13 protein-coding genes are annotated in these 12977 nt (G+C 48.6%); 6 read left to right on the top strand and 7 right to left on the bottom strand.

Annotation, left to right across the window (positions count from 1 at the left end; genetic code table 11):
- Nucleotides 1–234: 234 nt before the first annotated feature.
- Nucleotides 235–570 (top strand): HI1450 family dsDNA-mimic protein, encoded by a 336-nt coding sequence (locus BZG75_RS02200; RefSeq protein ID WP_021024513.1) that lies wholly within the window; start codon nucleotides 235–237, stop codon nucleotides 568–570.
- A gap of 111 nt (nucleotides 571–681) precedes the next feature.
- On the opposite strand, the gene emrD is transcribed toward BZG75_RS02200, so the two are convergent.
- From emrD to BZG75_RS02225, 5 genes are all read right to left on the bottom strand, one after another.
- Nucleotides 682–1893, bottom strand: a complete 1212-nt coding sequence (emrD, locus tag BZG75_RS02205; RefSeq protein ID WP_021023755.1) for a multidrug efflux MFS transporter EmrD — start codon at nucleotides 1891–1893, stop codon at nucleotides 682–684.
- A 191-nt stretch (nucleotides 1894–2084) separates the two neighbouring features.
- Nucleotides 2085–2546, bottom strand: a complete 462-nt coding sequence (locus BZG75_RS02210) for a methyltransferase family protein (protein WP_077461157.1) — start codon at nucleotides 2544–2546, stop codon at nucleotides 2085–2087.
- A 105-nt stretch (nucleotides 2547–2651) separates the two neighbouring features.
- Nucleotides 2652–3257: a GTP cyclohydrolase II gene (locus BZG75_RS02215; protein ID WP_021023753.1), complete on the bottom strand. Its 606-nt coding sequence runs from the start codon at nucleotides 3255–3257 to the stop codon at nucleotides 2652–2654.
- A gap of 141 nt (nucleotides 3258–3398) precedes the next feature.
- The gene (locus tag BZG75_RS02220; RefSeq protein ID WP_077461156.1) at nucleotides 3399–3956 is read right to left on the bottom strand and encodes a sugar O-acetyltransferase; all 558 of its coding nucleotides are present in this window, start codon (nucleotides 3954–3956) and stop codon (nucleotides 3399–3401) included.
- 4 nt (nucleotides 3957–3960) lie between these two features.
- A complete protein-coding gene (locus tag BZG75_RS02225) occupies nucleotides 3961–5235 on the bottom strand; it encodes a patatin-like phospholipase family protein (protein ID WP_242413570.1) in 1275 nt (424 codons plus the stop codon).
- A 798-nt stretch (nucleotides 5236–6033) separates the two neighbouring features.
- Between BZG75_RS02225 and BZG75_RS02230 the strand changes: the two genes are divergently transcribed.
- The 5 genes from BZG75_RS02230 to BZG75_RS02245 all read left to right on the top strand — a co-directional run bounded on the left by BZG75_RS02230 (nucleotide 6034) and on the right by BZG75_RS02245 (nucleotide 11238).
- Nucleotides 6034–7521, top strand: a complete 1488-nt coding sequence (locus BZG75_RS02230) for a sodium-dependent transporter (RefSeq protein WP_077461155.1) — start codon at nucleotides 6034–6036, stop codon at nucleotides 7519–7521.
- Nucleotides 7518–7619 (top strand): MetS family NSS transporter small subunit, encoded by a 102-nt coding sequence (locus BZG75_RS15170; protein ID WP_021023748.1) that lies wholly within the window; start codon nucleotides 7518–7520, stop codon nucleotides 7617–7619. Before BZG75_RS02230 ends, BZG75_RS15170 begins: the two co-directional genes overlap by 4 nt.
- 196 nt (nucleotides 7620–7815) lie before the next feature.
- Entirely contained in the window at nucleotides 7816–8535 is a 720-nt protein-coding gene (locus BZG75_RS02235) for a response regulator (RefSeq protein ID WP_021023747.1), read from the top strand.
- The gene (locus tag BZG75_RS02240) at nucleotides 8525–9973 is read left to right on the top strand and encodes an ATP-binding protein (RefSeq protein WP_077461154.1); all 1449 of its coding nucleotides are present in this window, start codon (nucleotides 8525–8527) and stop codon (nucleotides 9971–9973) included. The genes BZG75_RS02235 and BZG75_RS02240 overlap by 11 nt, the downstream gene beginning before the upstream one ends.
- On the top strand, nucleotides 9973–11238 hold the full coding sequence (locus tag BZG75_RS02245) for an ABC transporter substrate-binding protein (RefSeq protein WP_077576033.1): 1266 nt from the start codon (nucleotides 9973–9975) through the stop codon (nucleotides 11236–11238). Before BZG75_RS02240 ends, BZG75_RS02245 begins: the two co-directional genes overlap by 1 nt.
- 28 nt (nucleotides 11239–11266) lie before the next feature.
- On the opposite strand, the gene BZG75_RS02250 is transcribed toward BZG75_RS02245, so the two are convergent.
- Nucleotides 11267–12007, bottom strand: a complete 741-nt coding sequence (locus tag BZG75_RS02250; RefSeq protein WP_077576094.1) for a DeoR/GlpR family DNA-binding transcription regulator — start codon at nucleotides 12005–12007, stop codon at nucleotides 11267–11269.
- A 46-nt stretch (nucleotides 12008–12053) separates the two neighbouring features.
- Nucleotides 12054–12821 (bottom strand): glycerophosphodiester phosphodiesterase family protein, encoded by a 768-nt coding sequence (locus BZG75_RS02255; protein ID WP_077576034.1) that lies wholly within the window; start codon nucleotides 12819–12821, stop codon nucleotides 12054–12056.
- Nucleotides 12822–12977: the final 156 nt, after the last annotated feature.

Consider the following 12977-nt stretch of genomic DNA (forward strand, 5'->3'; position numbering starts at 1 on the left):
TGAACAGGCGCGCTATTGTTGGTCATCTGCATTAACAAATCAACGCTCTAACAACGGTTCTGCTTCAATTTTAGTCAGTCTCTGTGATAATCACCAGAGTGGTTCTATGTGCATGGTTTAGGGGGTGCCATACGAATCTCTAGAGCCATGCCCCACTCTTGGCGTTTTTGATAGCTGAGATGCCACCTTGCGCATGTTATAGTGCGACCATGCACACCCCAACGAGAGATAATTATGACGCAACACAACCTGCTTAACTTAGAGGATATAATCGAGACCGCGTTTGATATTTTTGCCGAAATGGCCCCCGACAACTTGGAGCATGACGATTTGCTGCTTTTTGAATCTCGGTTTGAAGACGAAGGCGGTGCGATTGTGGTCGAGGTTAACAGTGACTGGCCTGAACACGTGGGCGCTGATATAGATTTATCTCAGTGTGCAGAAGTGCAAATTGGACTGGCCGGCGACGAAGTGCTTAAACCTGTATTCGCGCGCATGCTGATTAGCCGCGATATCGATAATAAATTCTGCCATATGCTGTGGAACCGAAACGGAAAGCAGTTGCATTAATGTCCTTACACTTATCTTGAGGCTCTCAAGCGCATTCAAACTTAGCCGTAACGGCAGCCCTTTCACTGCCGTTGTTGTCGGTTTTGCGGGTAATCACGATATTCTGACCGATTAATGCGCGGTGAGCGAAGCGTGATCATCGCCATGAGTTTCTGCGTGATAGCTGATGAATAGCCCGATCGTCGCGAGTGTGCCGAGTATCAGCATGATTGCCCCCAGAGAGAGTTGACTTGCCACGCCCAACTGACTTGCCACCAAGGTGACTACCCCTGCCAAAAGGTTTTGTGTACCGCCTAAAATCGCGCCGGCGGTTCCGGCATGATGAGGGAACGGGCTAATTGCACCGGTGCTTGCCGCGGGAAACAGAATGCCTGCTCCGGCAAAGTAAACACAGCCACCGCCAATCAATGCATAAAGTGACACCTCACCCATTAGGCCAGGTAAGGTGATCAATCCTGCCCCCATCAGAGCGAGGACGCTGCCCAGTGCCAACGTGGCATAATAGCCCAGGCTGTCGGCGAATCGGCTAGATAGTCCCGCCCCCACTAAGTAAGCAGGAAGTGGTACCACAAAAAGCAAACTAATCATACGCGGTGATAACGCCATGGTATCGGACATAATCACACCTGCCGCTGCTTCAAACAGAGAGACACCGGCAAACACAGTCACGAGGCAAAGCAGATAGCCTCTAAAGCGACGTGAGCCCATGACATGGCGGTAACGTGTACCAAAGTGACCGGGTTGACGTGACTCACGTGGCAATGTTTCGGTAAATCGCAGCGTCATGATCGCATACACGGCAATGCCTAGTAGGAGCAAGAAAAAGTAGCTCGCGCGCCAGTTTAATGCTTCGGTTAAAAATCCCCCGAGTAGCGGCGCAAGTAAGGGAGAGAAAATCAGTCCCATACTGACAAGGCTATTAGCGCGGTGCAGTTTAGCACCAGAAAAACAGTCTCGCGGGAGTGTACGCGCCATGGCGCCGCCACAGCCAATGCCAGCACCTTGAACGACGCTGCCAATCAAAAAACCGTTAAATGAGCTCACCAGTAAGGTTACGCCTGTACCCACTAAAAATAGTACCAGGCCGGCCAATATCACGGGTTTACGCCCTACTCGGTCAGACACGGCACCATAAATGAACTGCGATAATCCGTACGGAATCAAATAACAGGCCATGACTGCTTGTAACCGTGACGGTGACACCGCAAAGTCCGTCGCCATCACGCCAATAGAAGGTACATACATGGTTTGGGTCATTTGCCCAACCGCTGCCAACATCACGATCAATAGCAATAGCTTGCCCATAGGCATTGCCGAGGACATACCAACACTCCTAAAAATTATTATGCGAAATAAACATTGAAAAACGAAACAAGATTGAGGTTAAGGACATAACCTCCGAGAACACCTTGTTTATGATGAGGGAATGATAGGCTTTGCAGGCAAGGTAAGCAATCGACGTTTAGCGTCACCACCCCGATTCTTTGTTATATTAAAGATTAGTTTATCTAATCCTAAATCCAGCGACGCACCTGTGCTTTGTAGGCTTCAAATTCATCGGGCCATTGGCTCAACAAGCGATACTCTTCGGCAGGAATAAATGTGGCAGACAAGTAAGCCATAAAAGCAGGGATCATCCCCCAGCACCATAGCGCATTAAAGTAGAACCCGGCGGCAACAATGATCAATATCATCGCCAAGTACATTGGGTTACGGCTATAAGCGTAGATGCCTGTAGTGACCAGCGCGGAGGGGGCTTGTAGCGGATCGACAGTGGTGTGATGACGATGAAACGCCCATTTTGCCGCCAGCAATAGCCCTAAGGCAACGACAAACGGTGCAATCGCCCAGCTGGGGCTGCCTAGCTTAATATCAAAAGGAAAGTAATACGTTAATGCAAGCCCGCCGCCAATTGCCGCTAACATGGCAACGGGAGGTAAAGGGGGAAAGAGATAACGCCAAGCCGGTACACGCATAACTCGTCCTTGAGTGATGACTGATATAATAGCGAAACTCTAACCAAAAAAGGCAGCCACTGTCACTGCCTTTTTGCCAAATTACGAGGCGTTAACGCTTAATATTCAGTCTTGCTCAAGATTGAGACGATGCTTGCCGTGTTCGATCTTGGCTTTCAGATAATTACGGTTACCATCTTTAAGGTGGGCTTTGGTGCCAATCACTTCTTTTAAGGTGATACCTGCGGCTTGTAATTCTTCGATTTTTTTCGGGTTATTGGTCACTAAGCGGATGCAATCAATATTAAGCGCTTTGAGCATTTGCGCCGCTTCGGTAAACTCTCGCAGATCGTCAGCAAAGCCAAGGTGATTGTTGGCTTCGTAAGTTGTCATGCCTTCGCTTTGTAACTTATAGGCGTCTAACTTATTGTACAGACCAATTCCTCGTCCTTCTTGACGGAGGTACAAAATAATCCCGCCATCTTCACCCATTTTATGGATAGTTTCTTCTAGTTGTTCGCCGCAATCACAGCGTGAGGAGTGAAAGACATCGCCGGTTAGGCACTCAGAGTGCATACGTACTAGCGGTGGATTAGCCGTGTGATCGGCCTGCTTAAAGATCAGCGCGACGTGCTCTTGTTCGGATTGTAATCCATGGAAGGAAAGGATCTCTGCGGGGATCTCGCTTCCCACCCCGACTTTCAACGGCACTCGGGCCCTAACTTTAACCATTATGCGTTTATCTCTTACTGCTGATACCCGATTCAGGGCGCTAACATTACTACACCCACGATCGGATGCCAATGAGAAGATGTTATAATATAACCCAAAAGGGTTATGTTATAACATTATATATTCAGATATTGAGTGTGTTTATTGTAACCGGCGCACCACAACGGCAGGATTACCCGCGACAATAGAGAAAGGCTCAATGTCTGTATCCACGACAGATCCTGCTTCAATCACGACCCCCTCACCGATTGCAATGCCCGCTTTAATCACCGTATTGCCTTCAATAATGACGTTGTTACCAATAATCACATCTTGAGAAGACTCACACTCACCACAGGCAATATCTAGCGGTAATACGCGATGGCGGGTGGTATAGATCCCAACGTTCGGGCCAATGCTGACATTATCGCCAACGCTGACATGCGCGCCATCTAGAATCGTGCAATTGGGCCCGACACTGACATTACTGCCGATACTAATGTTCATACCGTAATGACAAAAGAAGGGCGCATCGATTTCGACGTTGTCACCGATATGCGCAAACAGTTTAGTGGTGACCACATTTAAGCTGGAGGCATCCTCTGGATCCAGTCGATTAAATTGTTGGCACAGTCGGCGCGCCGCATAACGAAACAACGTCAGTTCCTCATCGGCAGGACAGTACGGCAAGCCTCGCTGCATTTTTTCAAATTCCGTCATCCACCTATCCTTGATGCGGCATGGGAGCCGAGGTCGACTCAAACTCTGAGTTATCGACCGATGACAAAGCCACCAGCGCATCGCCATATTGATCTAGAAACTGATTGCCCAATGTTAGGCCCAATTGATAATCCGCCTCCAAGGCTTCAGATTTGCTCAACAACGCACTGCTTTGCAGCGGCTCATTCGGCGCAATTTGTAGCACTTGCGCACGCGCAGGTGGGTTGGCCAAAAACTGTAGCTCACTTTGATAGCTTTGATAGTGGGTGGTGAACATTTTCAGCATGTCGGTACTGAGTGGCTTACCCGATAGCGATTGTAGCCGATAAATGGTGTCACCACCGAACAGCCAGCGTCCGCCATTTTGCATCGCCTTCTCTCTCATACTGTCTTTCACTCGACTGACCCACTGCTCTCGGCTCGACTTATAGCGTTCCGATAACTCTCCTAACTGCTTACTCAGCTCTTTTTGAAAGGTTTCAAACCGCGCTAGTCGATATTTTTCTTCAAAGTTAGTGAGGTAATCCGCGATTTTAAATTGGGGTTTGTGGGTTTCAAATCGTGCTCGCAGTGTTTCAAGAAAGCGACCGCTATCATCGACGCGTTTTTCCTGTTCTACATCAGGCTCTGTACGGATCACCACAATGATATCCGCGCCGCGCGCAAACGCTTCTTTTACGGGGATAGCCGCAGTCACGCCACCATCGACGTACCGGTGTTCGTTGATATTAACCGGGTGTGGATACAACAGTGGAATGGCACAGGTTGCCTTAAGCGCATCAGGCCAATTATCTTCTGTTAGCGAGAAAAAGGCAGGTTTCAAGATATCGACATCGGTTGCACACGCATAAGCATATCGATTTTGCAGGTGACGACGTGCCGTCTCCATGTCCAATGCCGTCTCTTTTCCGGGTAGCGCGGTCTCTAGTGCCCAATCAAGATCCATATGATGCTGACGCCGCACATACTTCATTAAGTGGAAGAAGCGTTCTTGGGTCGTCAGCTGGGTAATAAATCGGTAGCCATATTGGTATTGTTGGCAGACATACGCGCTCATGTTGAGGGCCCCAGCGGACGTACCATAATAGTGCTCGAACGGATCAAAGTGGCGAGTCAAAAATGCGTCGATGACACCCGCCGTAAAAATACCGCGCTGCCCACCTCCTTGCAGGACCAAGGAAATTCTTTGCGGTCGCGAAGGCTGGCTCTCATTTAAACCGATAGCCTGCGTATCGGCCGCAAACATCTTAGGTTGTACGGCTTGCTTGCTGTCTACCACACTCGCCCCTTACGAGCACACTCACGTTATGCATCTGTTTTTATTGAACGATGCCGCATAGTCTAACGCGTCGTATAACGCTGCGCTAGCGCTTACCCCGTTACGGATGAGTGAGCGTGTTTCAGTAAGCATCTAACCTGACACTTATCTACATTATTCACTTTTACCCCATCACTGCCACCGCAGCGAAGGTAAATATCATGCCTAGCGCACAACCTGCGGTGATTAACGCGTAGCCCAATGTGGTGTTCATCGCCTGACTCCTTACTGTTTACGTTTTTAATTTTGTTACAGGGTTAGCTGGTTCGCTAGTTAGCTCACCAACAGTATAAAACCTGGTTAAGTGTGCGCCTTTATGGGCTGCAATTCTGCTATCAGGATCATGTTTCATCACGCTGTGGCACAATAAAAGCGCTTGTTAATGCTGTTTTTTTCGTCAATTAACATGCACCACCAAATAACCATGAATCACCACCTATTGACAAAAAAGATAGTTCTTTTCACTAGAGAACAACAAAATTTTATCATCAACAACTGTCAAAGCGTCATTATTGCAGGTTAACCCCCATCTTTTTGCTAACTTGTTGGTTTTAAGGCTATTGATTTAGTCTCTTGCTGTGCTTAATGTGCAATGACTGCCCGCTTTAGATAAAAAAATCAACATTCGGGCAACAGGACGTTAAAAATCAATATTGCGGGAATGTGCTATTTCTTTCATATCGGCCAAAAAACGCAGCATCACAACACTGCGGGCTTGGATAAGCGCAAGAAGGGCAATTCGCAAAGGAGTAAGTAGATATGCAAAGAGAACAATGGGGCTCACGGGCTGGGTTTATCCTCGCTGCCGTTGGGTCAGCAGTCGGCCTAGGGAATATTTGGCGATTCCCCTATATGGCGTATGAGAACGGTGGCGGTGCCTTTTTTATCCCTTACCTTTTCGCCATGCTCACTGCCGGTATTCCATTTATGATCATGGAGTTTGGTTTAGGGAAAAAATTACGTGGCTCATCGCCCGTGGTTTTCTCAAAACTCAACACCAAGTTTGAGTGGCTCGGTTGGTTCCAAGTCTTGATTGCGGCAACGATTGGGATCTACTACGTCGCGGTCATTGGTTGGGCCATTTCGTACTTTGGCTTCTCATTTGGACAAGATTGGGGCACAGATACCAACGCCTTCTTCTTTTCAGATTACCTAAAGCTGGGTGAAAACTCGCCCACTAACTTGGGTGATTGGCAATGGCATATTGCGATTCCGATGATCATTGCGTGGGCAATCACGTTTGCTGCCGTATTCCGTGGCGTAAAAGGCGGGATCGAAAAGGCGAGCAAAATCATGATGCCACTGTTGTTTATCATGGTGCTGCTGCTAATTGGCCGTGTGGTGATGTTACCGGGCGCGCTTGATGGGCTTAACTACTTGTTTTCGCCAGACTTTAGCAAACTGACAGATGCCAGTGTTTGGTCCGCGGCTTACGGGCAGATTTTCTTCACTCTCTCTGTCGGCTTTGCCATCATGCTCGCTTACTCAAGCTATTTACCTGAGAAATCGGATGTGAATAATAACGCCTTAATGACGGTGTTGATTAACTGCGGCTTTTCGATTGTCGCGGGTGTGTTGATCTTCTCTATTCTCGGCTACATGGCCGCCGAACAGAGTAAGGGCATCACTGACGTCGTCAGCGGTGGTGTCGGCTTGGCCTTTGTCACTTTGCCAGCCGCAATTAATCTGTTGCCTATCCCTTATATTTTGGGTCCCTTGTTCTTCTTAGCGCTGGTGGTGGCAGGCTTAAGCTCGCATATCTCGATCATCGAGGCGGTTACATCATCGATCATGGATAAGTTGAATGTCACACGTCAAAAAGCGGCAATCGCGGTTTGTGGTGTGGGCTTTGTGGTCTCAATGGCGTTTGCTACCAACGGTGGCTTGTTGCTGCTTGATTTAGTCGACTACTTTGTCAACAACGTTGCATTGTTAACCAGCTGCTTGCTTGAACTAATTGTCGTAGGCTGGCTAGTGAAACTGTCTGACATCCGTCAATACGTGAATCGCGTATCTGAATTTAATGTGGGACAGTGGATGGAAATTTGTATCCGCTTTATCAGCCCGATTATGCTGGCCGTGATCTTGGTGAAAAACCTGATTGATACCTTTAACGACGGCTATGGTGGCTATGCGCAGTTCGAGCTACTAACCCTCGGTTGGGGCTTGGTGGCAGCCATGCTGGTTGTTGGCATTATTGTTAACAGCACAACCACACCCGCTCGTGATATGGAGACAGACGCATGACAACAGGTGCAATCGTAATGATGCTTATCGGTTTAGCGGTAACATGGGGCGGTGCCGCTCTGTGTATTCGTAAAGCGATGCAAAGTAATAGTGAATAAAATATGTGAAGCGCCTGCTGCAAGTAGGCGCTGTTTTGACAATACAAACACGCCTAACAGCCCTCAAGCTCGATATCGCTTGGGGGCTTTTTGTTAGTCGCTGATTAATTACACAAACTGCGGGGTTGTTTCTAGCATCTTAGCCACAAAGCACCGATAATGGACCGATCAAAATAGCAACGAGGACAAAAGCACTATGGCTTCAGCCAAACGCATCTTGGTGGTGGATGACGATGTTGAGATTCGTGAACTTCTTCAGGCTTATCTGGCGAAAGCCGGTTATGACGTAGTCACCGCGCAAAATGGTCATGAGATGCAATCTAAGCTGGCCGTGCAGTATCCCGACTTAATTCTTTTAGACGTCATGCTTCCGGGTGATGACGGCTTTACCTTATGTAAACGTATCCGCAAAGACTCGGGCGTCCCCATCATTATGCTCACGGCGGTGTCGGACGAGACGGATCAAATTGTCGGGCTTGAATTGGGCGCGGATGATTACATTGCAAAACCCTTTAGCCCTCGCCAACTGATTGCACGTATTCGCGCGTTACTGCGCCGTACTCAACAGTTACAAGAAACAACTTTATCACGCCCAAAAGCAATCCGCTTTGGTCAGTGGCGTCTTGAGCCAGCAACGCAGCAGCTGCATCATGTTGTCACTGGGATGGAAATCGAGCTGTCTGCCTCTGACTACGCACTGCTCATGCTCTTTATCGACCACCCGCACCAGCTACTGGATCGTAACGCCATTAGTCAGGCAACACGCGGGCGAGATGCCCAAGCGCAAGAGCGTGGTATTGATGTTCAAGTCAGCCGTCTGCGTCAACGCTTACGCGATACCAGTAAAGCGAACCTAATTAAAACGGTACGTGGTGCAGGTTATATGTTTGTTGCCGAGATCCAGTATGAATCATGAATGGCTCGAAAAACTGATCCCACGCTCTCTGCTTTCCAGAACACTGCTGTTAACGCTACTATCGGTGGTCTTGGCACAAGGGATTGCGACATCAATCTGGTATACTCAGTCGAAGCGAACCCAGCTAGAGGGATTAGAATCCGCATCGGCGAGTTTAGCCAACATGTTTGCATCAACCACCACCTTTTTTCAGTCTTTACCCGTGGCGTATCGTCATGTCGCATTGAATCAGTTGCGTAATATGGGTGGCACGCGGTTTTTTGTTTCATTCAATAAAGAAAAAATTCACATCACGCCGATCGAAGACACGCAAGCCAAACAGGTTGCTATCGATACCGTATCAGGCATTCTTCATCAACAACTTCCGGCGTTAAACACCATCGAGGTTGATTTTTCTCGCCCTGAAACATTGCGGGTGCTGAATAACGATATTTTATTGCAAGATTTGCCCAAGTCTTGGGCACATCACACCTTAAGCTTAGAGCCACTCAATCCACCTATTCTGGTGGTGCAAATGGAGCTTAAAACCGGTGAATGGGTTTATATCGCTGCCCTACTTCCTGCGCCCTATGTGACCCTCGATGATACGCTGATCACCGCCGATCAAGTGGTCTTTATCGTGGTCATTACCGCTTTGCTGCTATTTTTTACCTACATCTTAATTCGTCAACAAGCTCGACCGCTAAAGCGATTAGCAAAGGCCGCTAATTTATTCAGTACTGACATTGAGCAACCCCCGCTTAAAGAAGAAGGCGCGGCTGAAATTGCGATTGTGACCCGAGCTTTCAACCGGATGCAACGACGCTTACAACGCCATCTACGCGAGCGGGAAACCCTTTTTCGCTCGATGTCGCATGATTTAAAAACCCCTATCACGCGGTTACGCCTGCGCGCGGAGCTGATCGACGATGAGGTACAAACGGCAAAATTAAATAAAGACTTGGACGATCTTGAAATGATGGTGAAAGGCGCGGTTCAAACCGTGCGTGATACCGATATTCACGAGAATATGGCCGCGATTGATGTGATCGACTTTTTAGCGATGATTGTTGAACCCCACAACCAAACCAGAATGCGGGTGCAGATTGAAAGCGATGCCGTGCCGCCATTTACCTGTAAACCGCTCGCGTTTAAACGTTGCCTATCCAATTTAATTGATAACGGGGTTAAGTATGGCGAAAAAGTAACCATTTATGTTATGGACGCGACGCACACCTTAGATATCACCTTGATCGATGAAGGCCCTGGTATTCCAGAAGAAGCACTCACGTCAGTGTTCGATCCCTATGTGCGCTTGCATGATGACAGTGACGGCTCGGGCTTAGGCCTTGGGATCGCCAGAGATATCATTCATGCCCATGGTGGTGATATGGTGCTCAGTAATCATCGTGAGGGTGGATTACAAGTTGATATCAGTTTCCCGCGGGTAGAAGAATAATGCGTCGAACAACACGATTTTTATCGGGTGCGCTGCTTGCGTACAGTTTGTTAGCCTACAGCGTTAGCGCCGCTGCAAGCAAGGTTGAAGTGCTTCACTGGTGGACCTCAGCCGGAGAGGCCAAAGCCGCCTCGGTATTACGTCAGGGCATGGAGCGACAAGGCTATCAATGGCAAGATTTTGCGGTAGGAGGTCGCGCTGGGATCAGTGCGATGAATACACTGAGAATTCGTGCGATTAGTGGCAATCCACCTTTGGCCGCACAAATCAAAGGTCCAGAGATCACGGAGTGGGCGAGACTCGGTTTTTTGCGTAATCTTAATAATATTGCTGATGCCGAGCAGTGGGAAGCCAAGATCCCTGCGCCACTTCGAGATGTGATGCAGTATCAAGGCAATTACGTCGCCGCGCCCATTAATATCCACCGAGTAAATTGGCTATGGATTAACTTACGTGCGTTTGAGGCCGCGGATGCTGATATCCCGACCGACTTTGATAGCTTTTTTACTGCGGCAGATAAACTTAAACAGGCAGGCTATGTTCCCCTTGCCCTAGGCGGAGAGCCCTGGCAAGTGGCGACGCTGTTTGACAGCTTGGCCCTGTCCGTCATGGGACCACAACTTTATCAGCGGGCGTTTCTTAATTTCGAACGCAACGCATTACTGAGTGACGGCGTCATTGAAGCGTTCCGTTTACTCGCCAAAATGCGCAAATATGTCGATGACAAGGGTCAAGGCCGAAACTGGAGCGATACCACGCAGCTGCTGATTAATAATCAGGCAGGCATGCAAGTAATGGGAGATTGGGCGAAAGGTGAATTTTTCGCAGCTAATCAGCAAGAAGGCAAGGCGTTTACCTGTGTTGCCGTCCCTGGCACTAAACACGCGTTTAGCTATAACGTCGACAGCTTTGTGTTTTTTAAACCCAACAATGAAAACGAGCGGCAAAGCCAGGCGGATATAGCGTCGTATTTATTGACACCGCAATTTCAACGCGATTTTAATCGTTATAAAGGCTCTTTGCCGATCCGATTTGATGTGCCATTGCCTGAGGATGATCATTGCGCCCACGCATCGCGCGATGCGTTTCTTTATGCGCAAGAACACGGCACCTTAAGCCCGAGTATGTCACATGGACTGTCGACCACACGCTATGTGCAAAGTGCCATTTTTGATGTGATTGACGAGTTTTTCTACGACCCGAAGCAAACCCCGCGTGAGGCCGCAGAAGCACTCTATCGGGCGATCTTATCGGCGCAAGCATGATCACACCTTGCGGTCTAACTCGCCATGATTAAGACGCACAAGGAACAAAGGCAATGTCACTGGCAAGCTCAGTATGATCGGTGAACACATAGTCAAATTGCTTGAGCGTTTTCACTTTCACCGGCGCACTGCGCTGCCATTTTGAACCATCAGCCACCAGCCAACGCGCGGTGGCGGCTTCCAACATGGTGTCACTGACATCGGCTTCATCCGGGGAAAACTCACAGGCCCACCCTTCTTCACTCACCGCCGCACAACCAATAATGGCAATATCGGCTTGAAAGCGGGATAAAAACTGAATCACCGAATGGCCCACCATATCTTGATCGTTGGCCCGTAACTTTCCGCCGGCCAGCCAAATTTCCAGGTCAGAATTAGCGCCGAGAATGTGGGCGATTTGTACGTTGTTGGTTATCACCCGAAGATCACGTCGGGTGAGTAACTGTTCGGCAATCGCCGAGACGGTCGTGCCAATGCCTAACATCACGGTGGCCCCGTCAGGAATACGCTCGGCGACAGCCTGCGCAATCCCAGTTTTAATCCCACGATGGCGTTCAAGCCGGCGCTGATAGTCACTGTTTGCCTGTGCGGAGGGCATATTGATCCCACCATGATGACGACGGGCGAGCCCCAACGCACAAAGCTGATTAATATCGCGACGGATAGTCTGCGTAGTCACGGAAAAATGCGCGGCCAAGTGGTCAGTTTCTAAATGTTCGACATCGGCTAATTGGCTGAGAATATCTCGCTGTCGCCAGTTTAATCCCAAATCGTTAGTCACCAACACTCCCTCCTTATTTTTCAATTTATCGATATCAACTTATCGATAAATAACGCTCAGGGGCGTCGGTGATCATCATGTCCACTCCCCACTCCCATAAAGGTGCCACGGCGTGCGGATCGTTAGGGGTGTAACACTTCAATGCTAAACCTGAATCTTTAACGGATTTTGCTTTCTCTTGGGTGAGGTGGCGATAGTTGCAGTGAATGCTAAGTGTGGCTAAATCGCGAAACTCATGCCAATTATCAGGGATGGTTTCCCATAAGATCGCCCGGGCGAGGCTCGGTTTTTGATCGCGACAATACCGCAACGCATCCAAAGAGAAAGACGAGATTAAGATCTGCCGCTCATTCACAGGACTTGTCGATAAACAATCAAATACCGCGTCGCATAATGCAGCAATATCGGTATCGGCATAGGTTTTTATCTCAAGGTTAAGGTGCAGCTCATCGTGATGAACTTGTGCCAATACGGCCGCTAATGTCGGCACTCGTTGTTGAGCAAAGTCAGCTGAAAAGTGGCTTCCCGCATCCAATTGCTGTAAATCGACTAAGGCGGTGTCTTTCAACGCCCCTTTCCCATTCGTGCACCGGGATAACGTTTGATCATGAAAGACTACAGGAATGCCGTCTTGGGTTAATTGCACATCTACTTCCACCCAACTTAAGCCGAGTTCACGCACGCGGGCGATCGACGCTAACGTATTTTCAGGCGCTTGAGCGGCGACGCCCCGGTGACCACATAATTTATGAGGTGATACCGGAGTAGATGATAAAACTGACTTTTCGGGCTCGGTTTTCATATGAACATCTCTTTATCTTAAATAAATCTATTGTAAGCCAACCAGGACTTCATTTCTCCCCGTTAAAGGTGACAGATTTGTTGCATTGCTATTACCTTTGATTTCATGCTTTTCATTGATAAAACACGCTTTAATTAACATTTTTTTCACGGCCAA

It is taken from the genome of Salinivibrio sp. AR640, from assembly GCF_001995405.1.
GTDB classification, from domain to species: Bacteria; Pseudomonadota; Gammaproteobacteria; order Enterobacterales; family Vibrionaceae; genus Salinivibrio; species Salinivibrio costicola.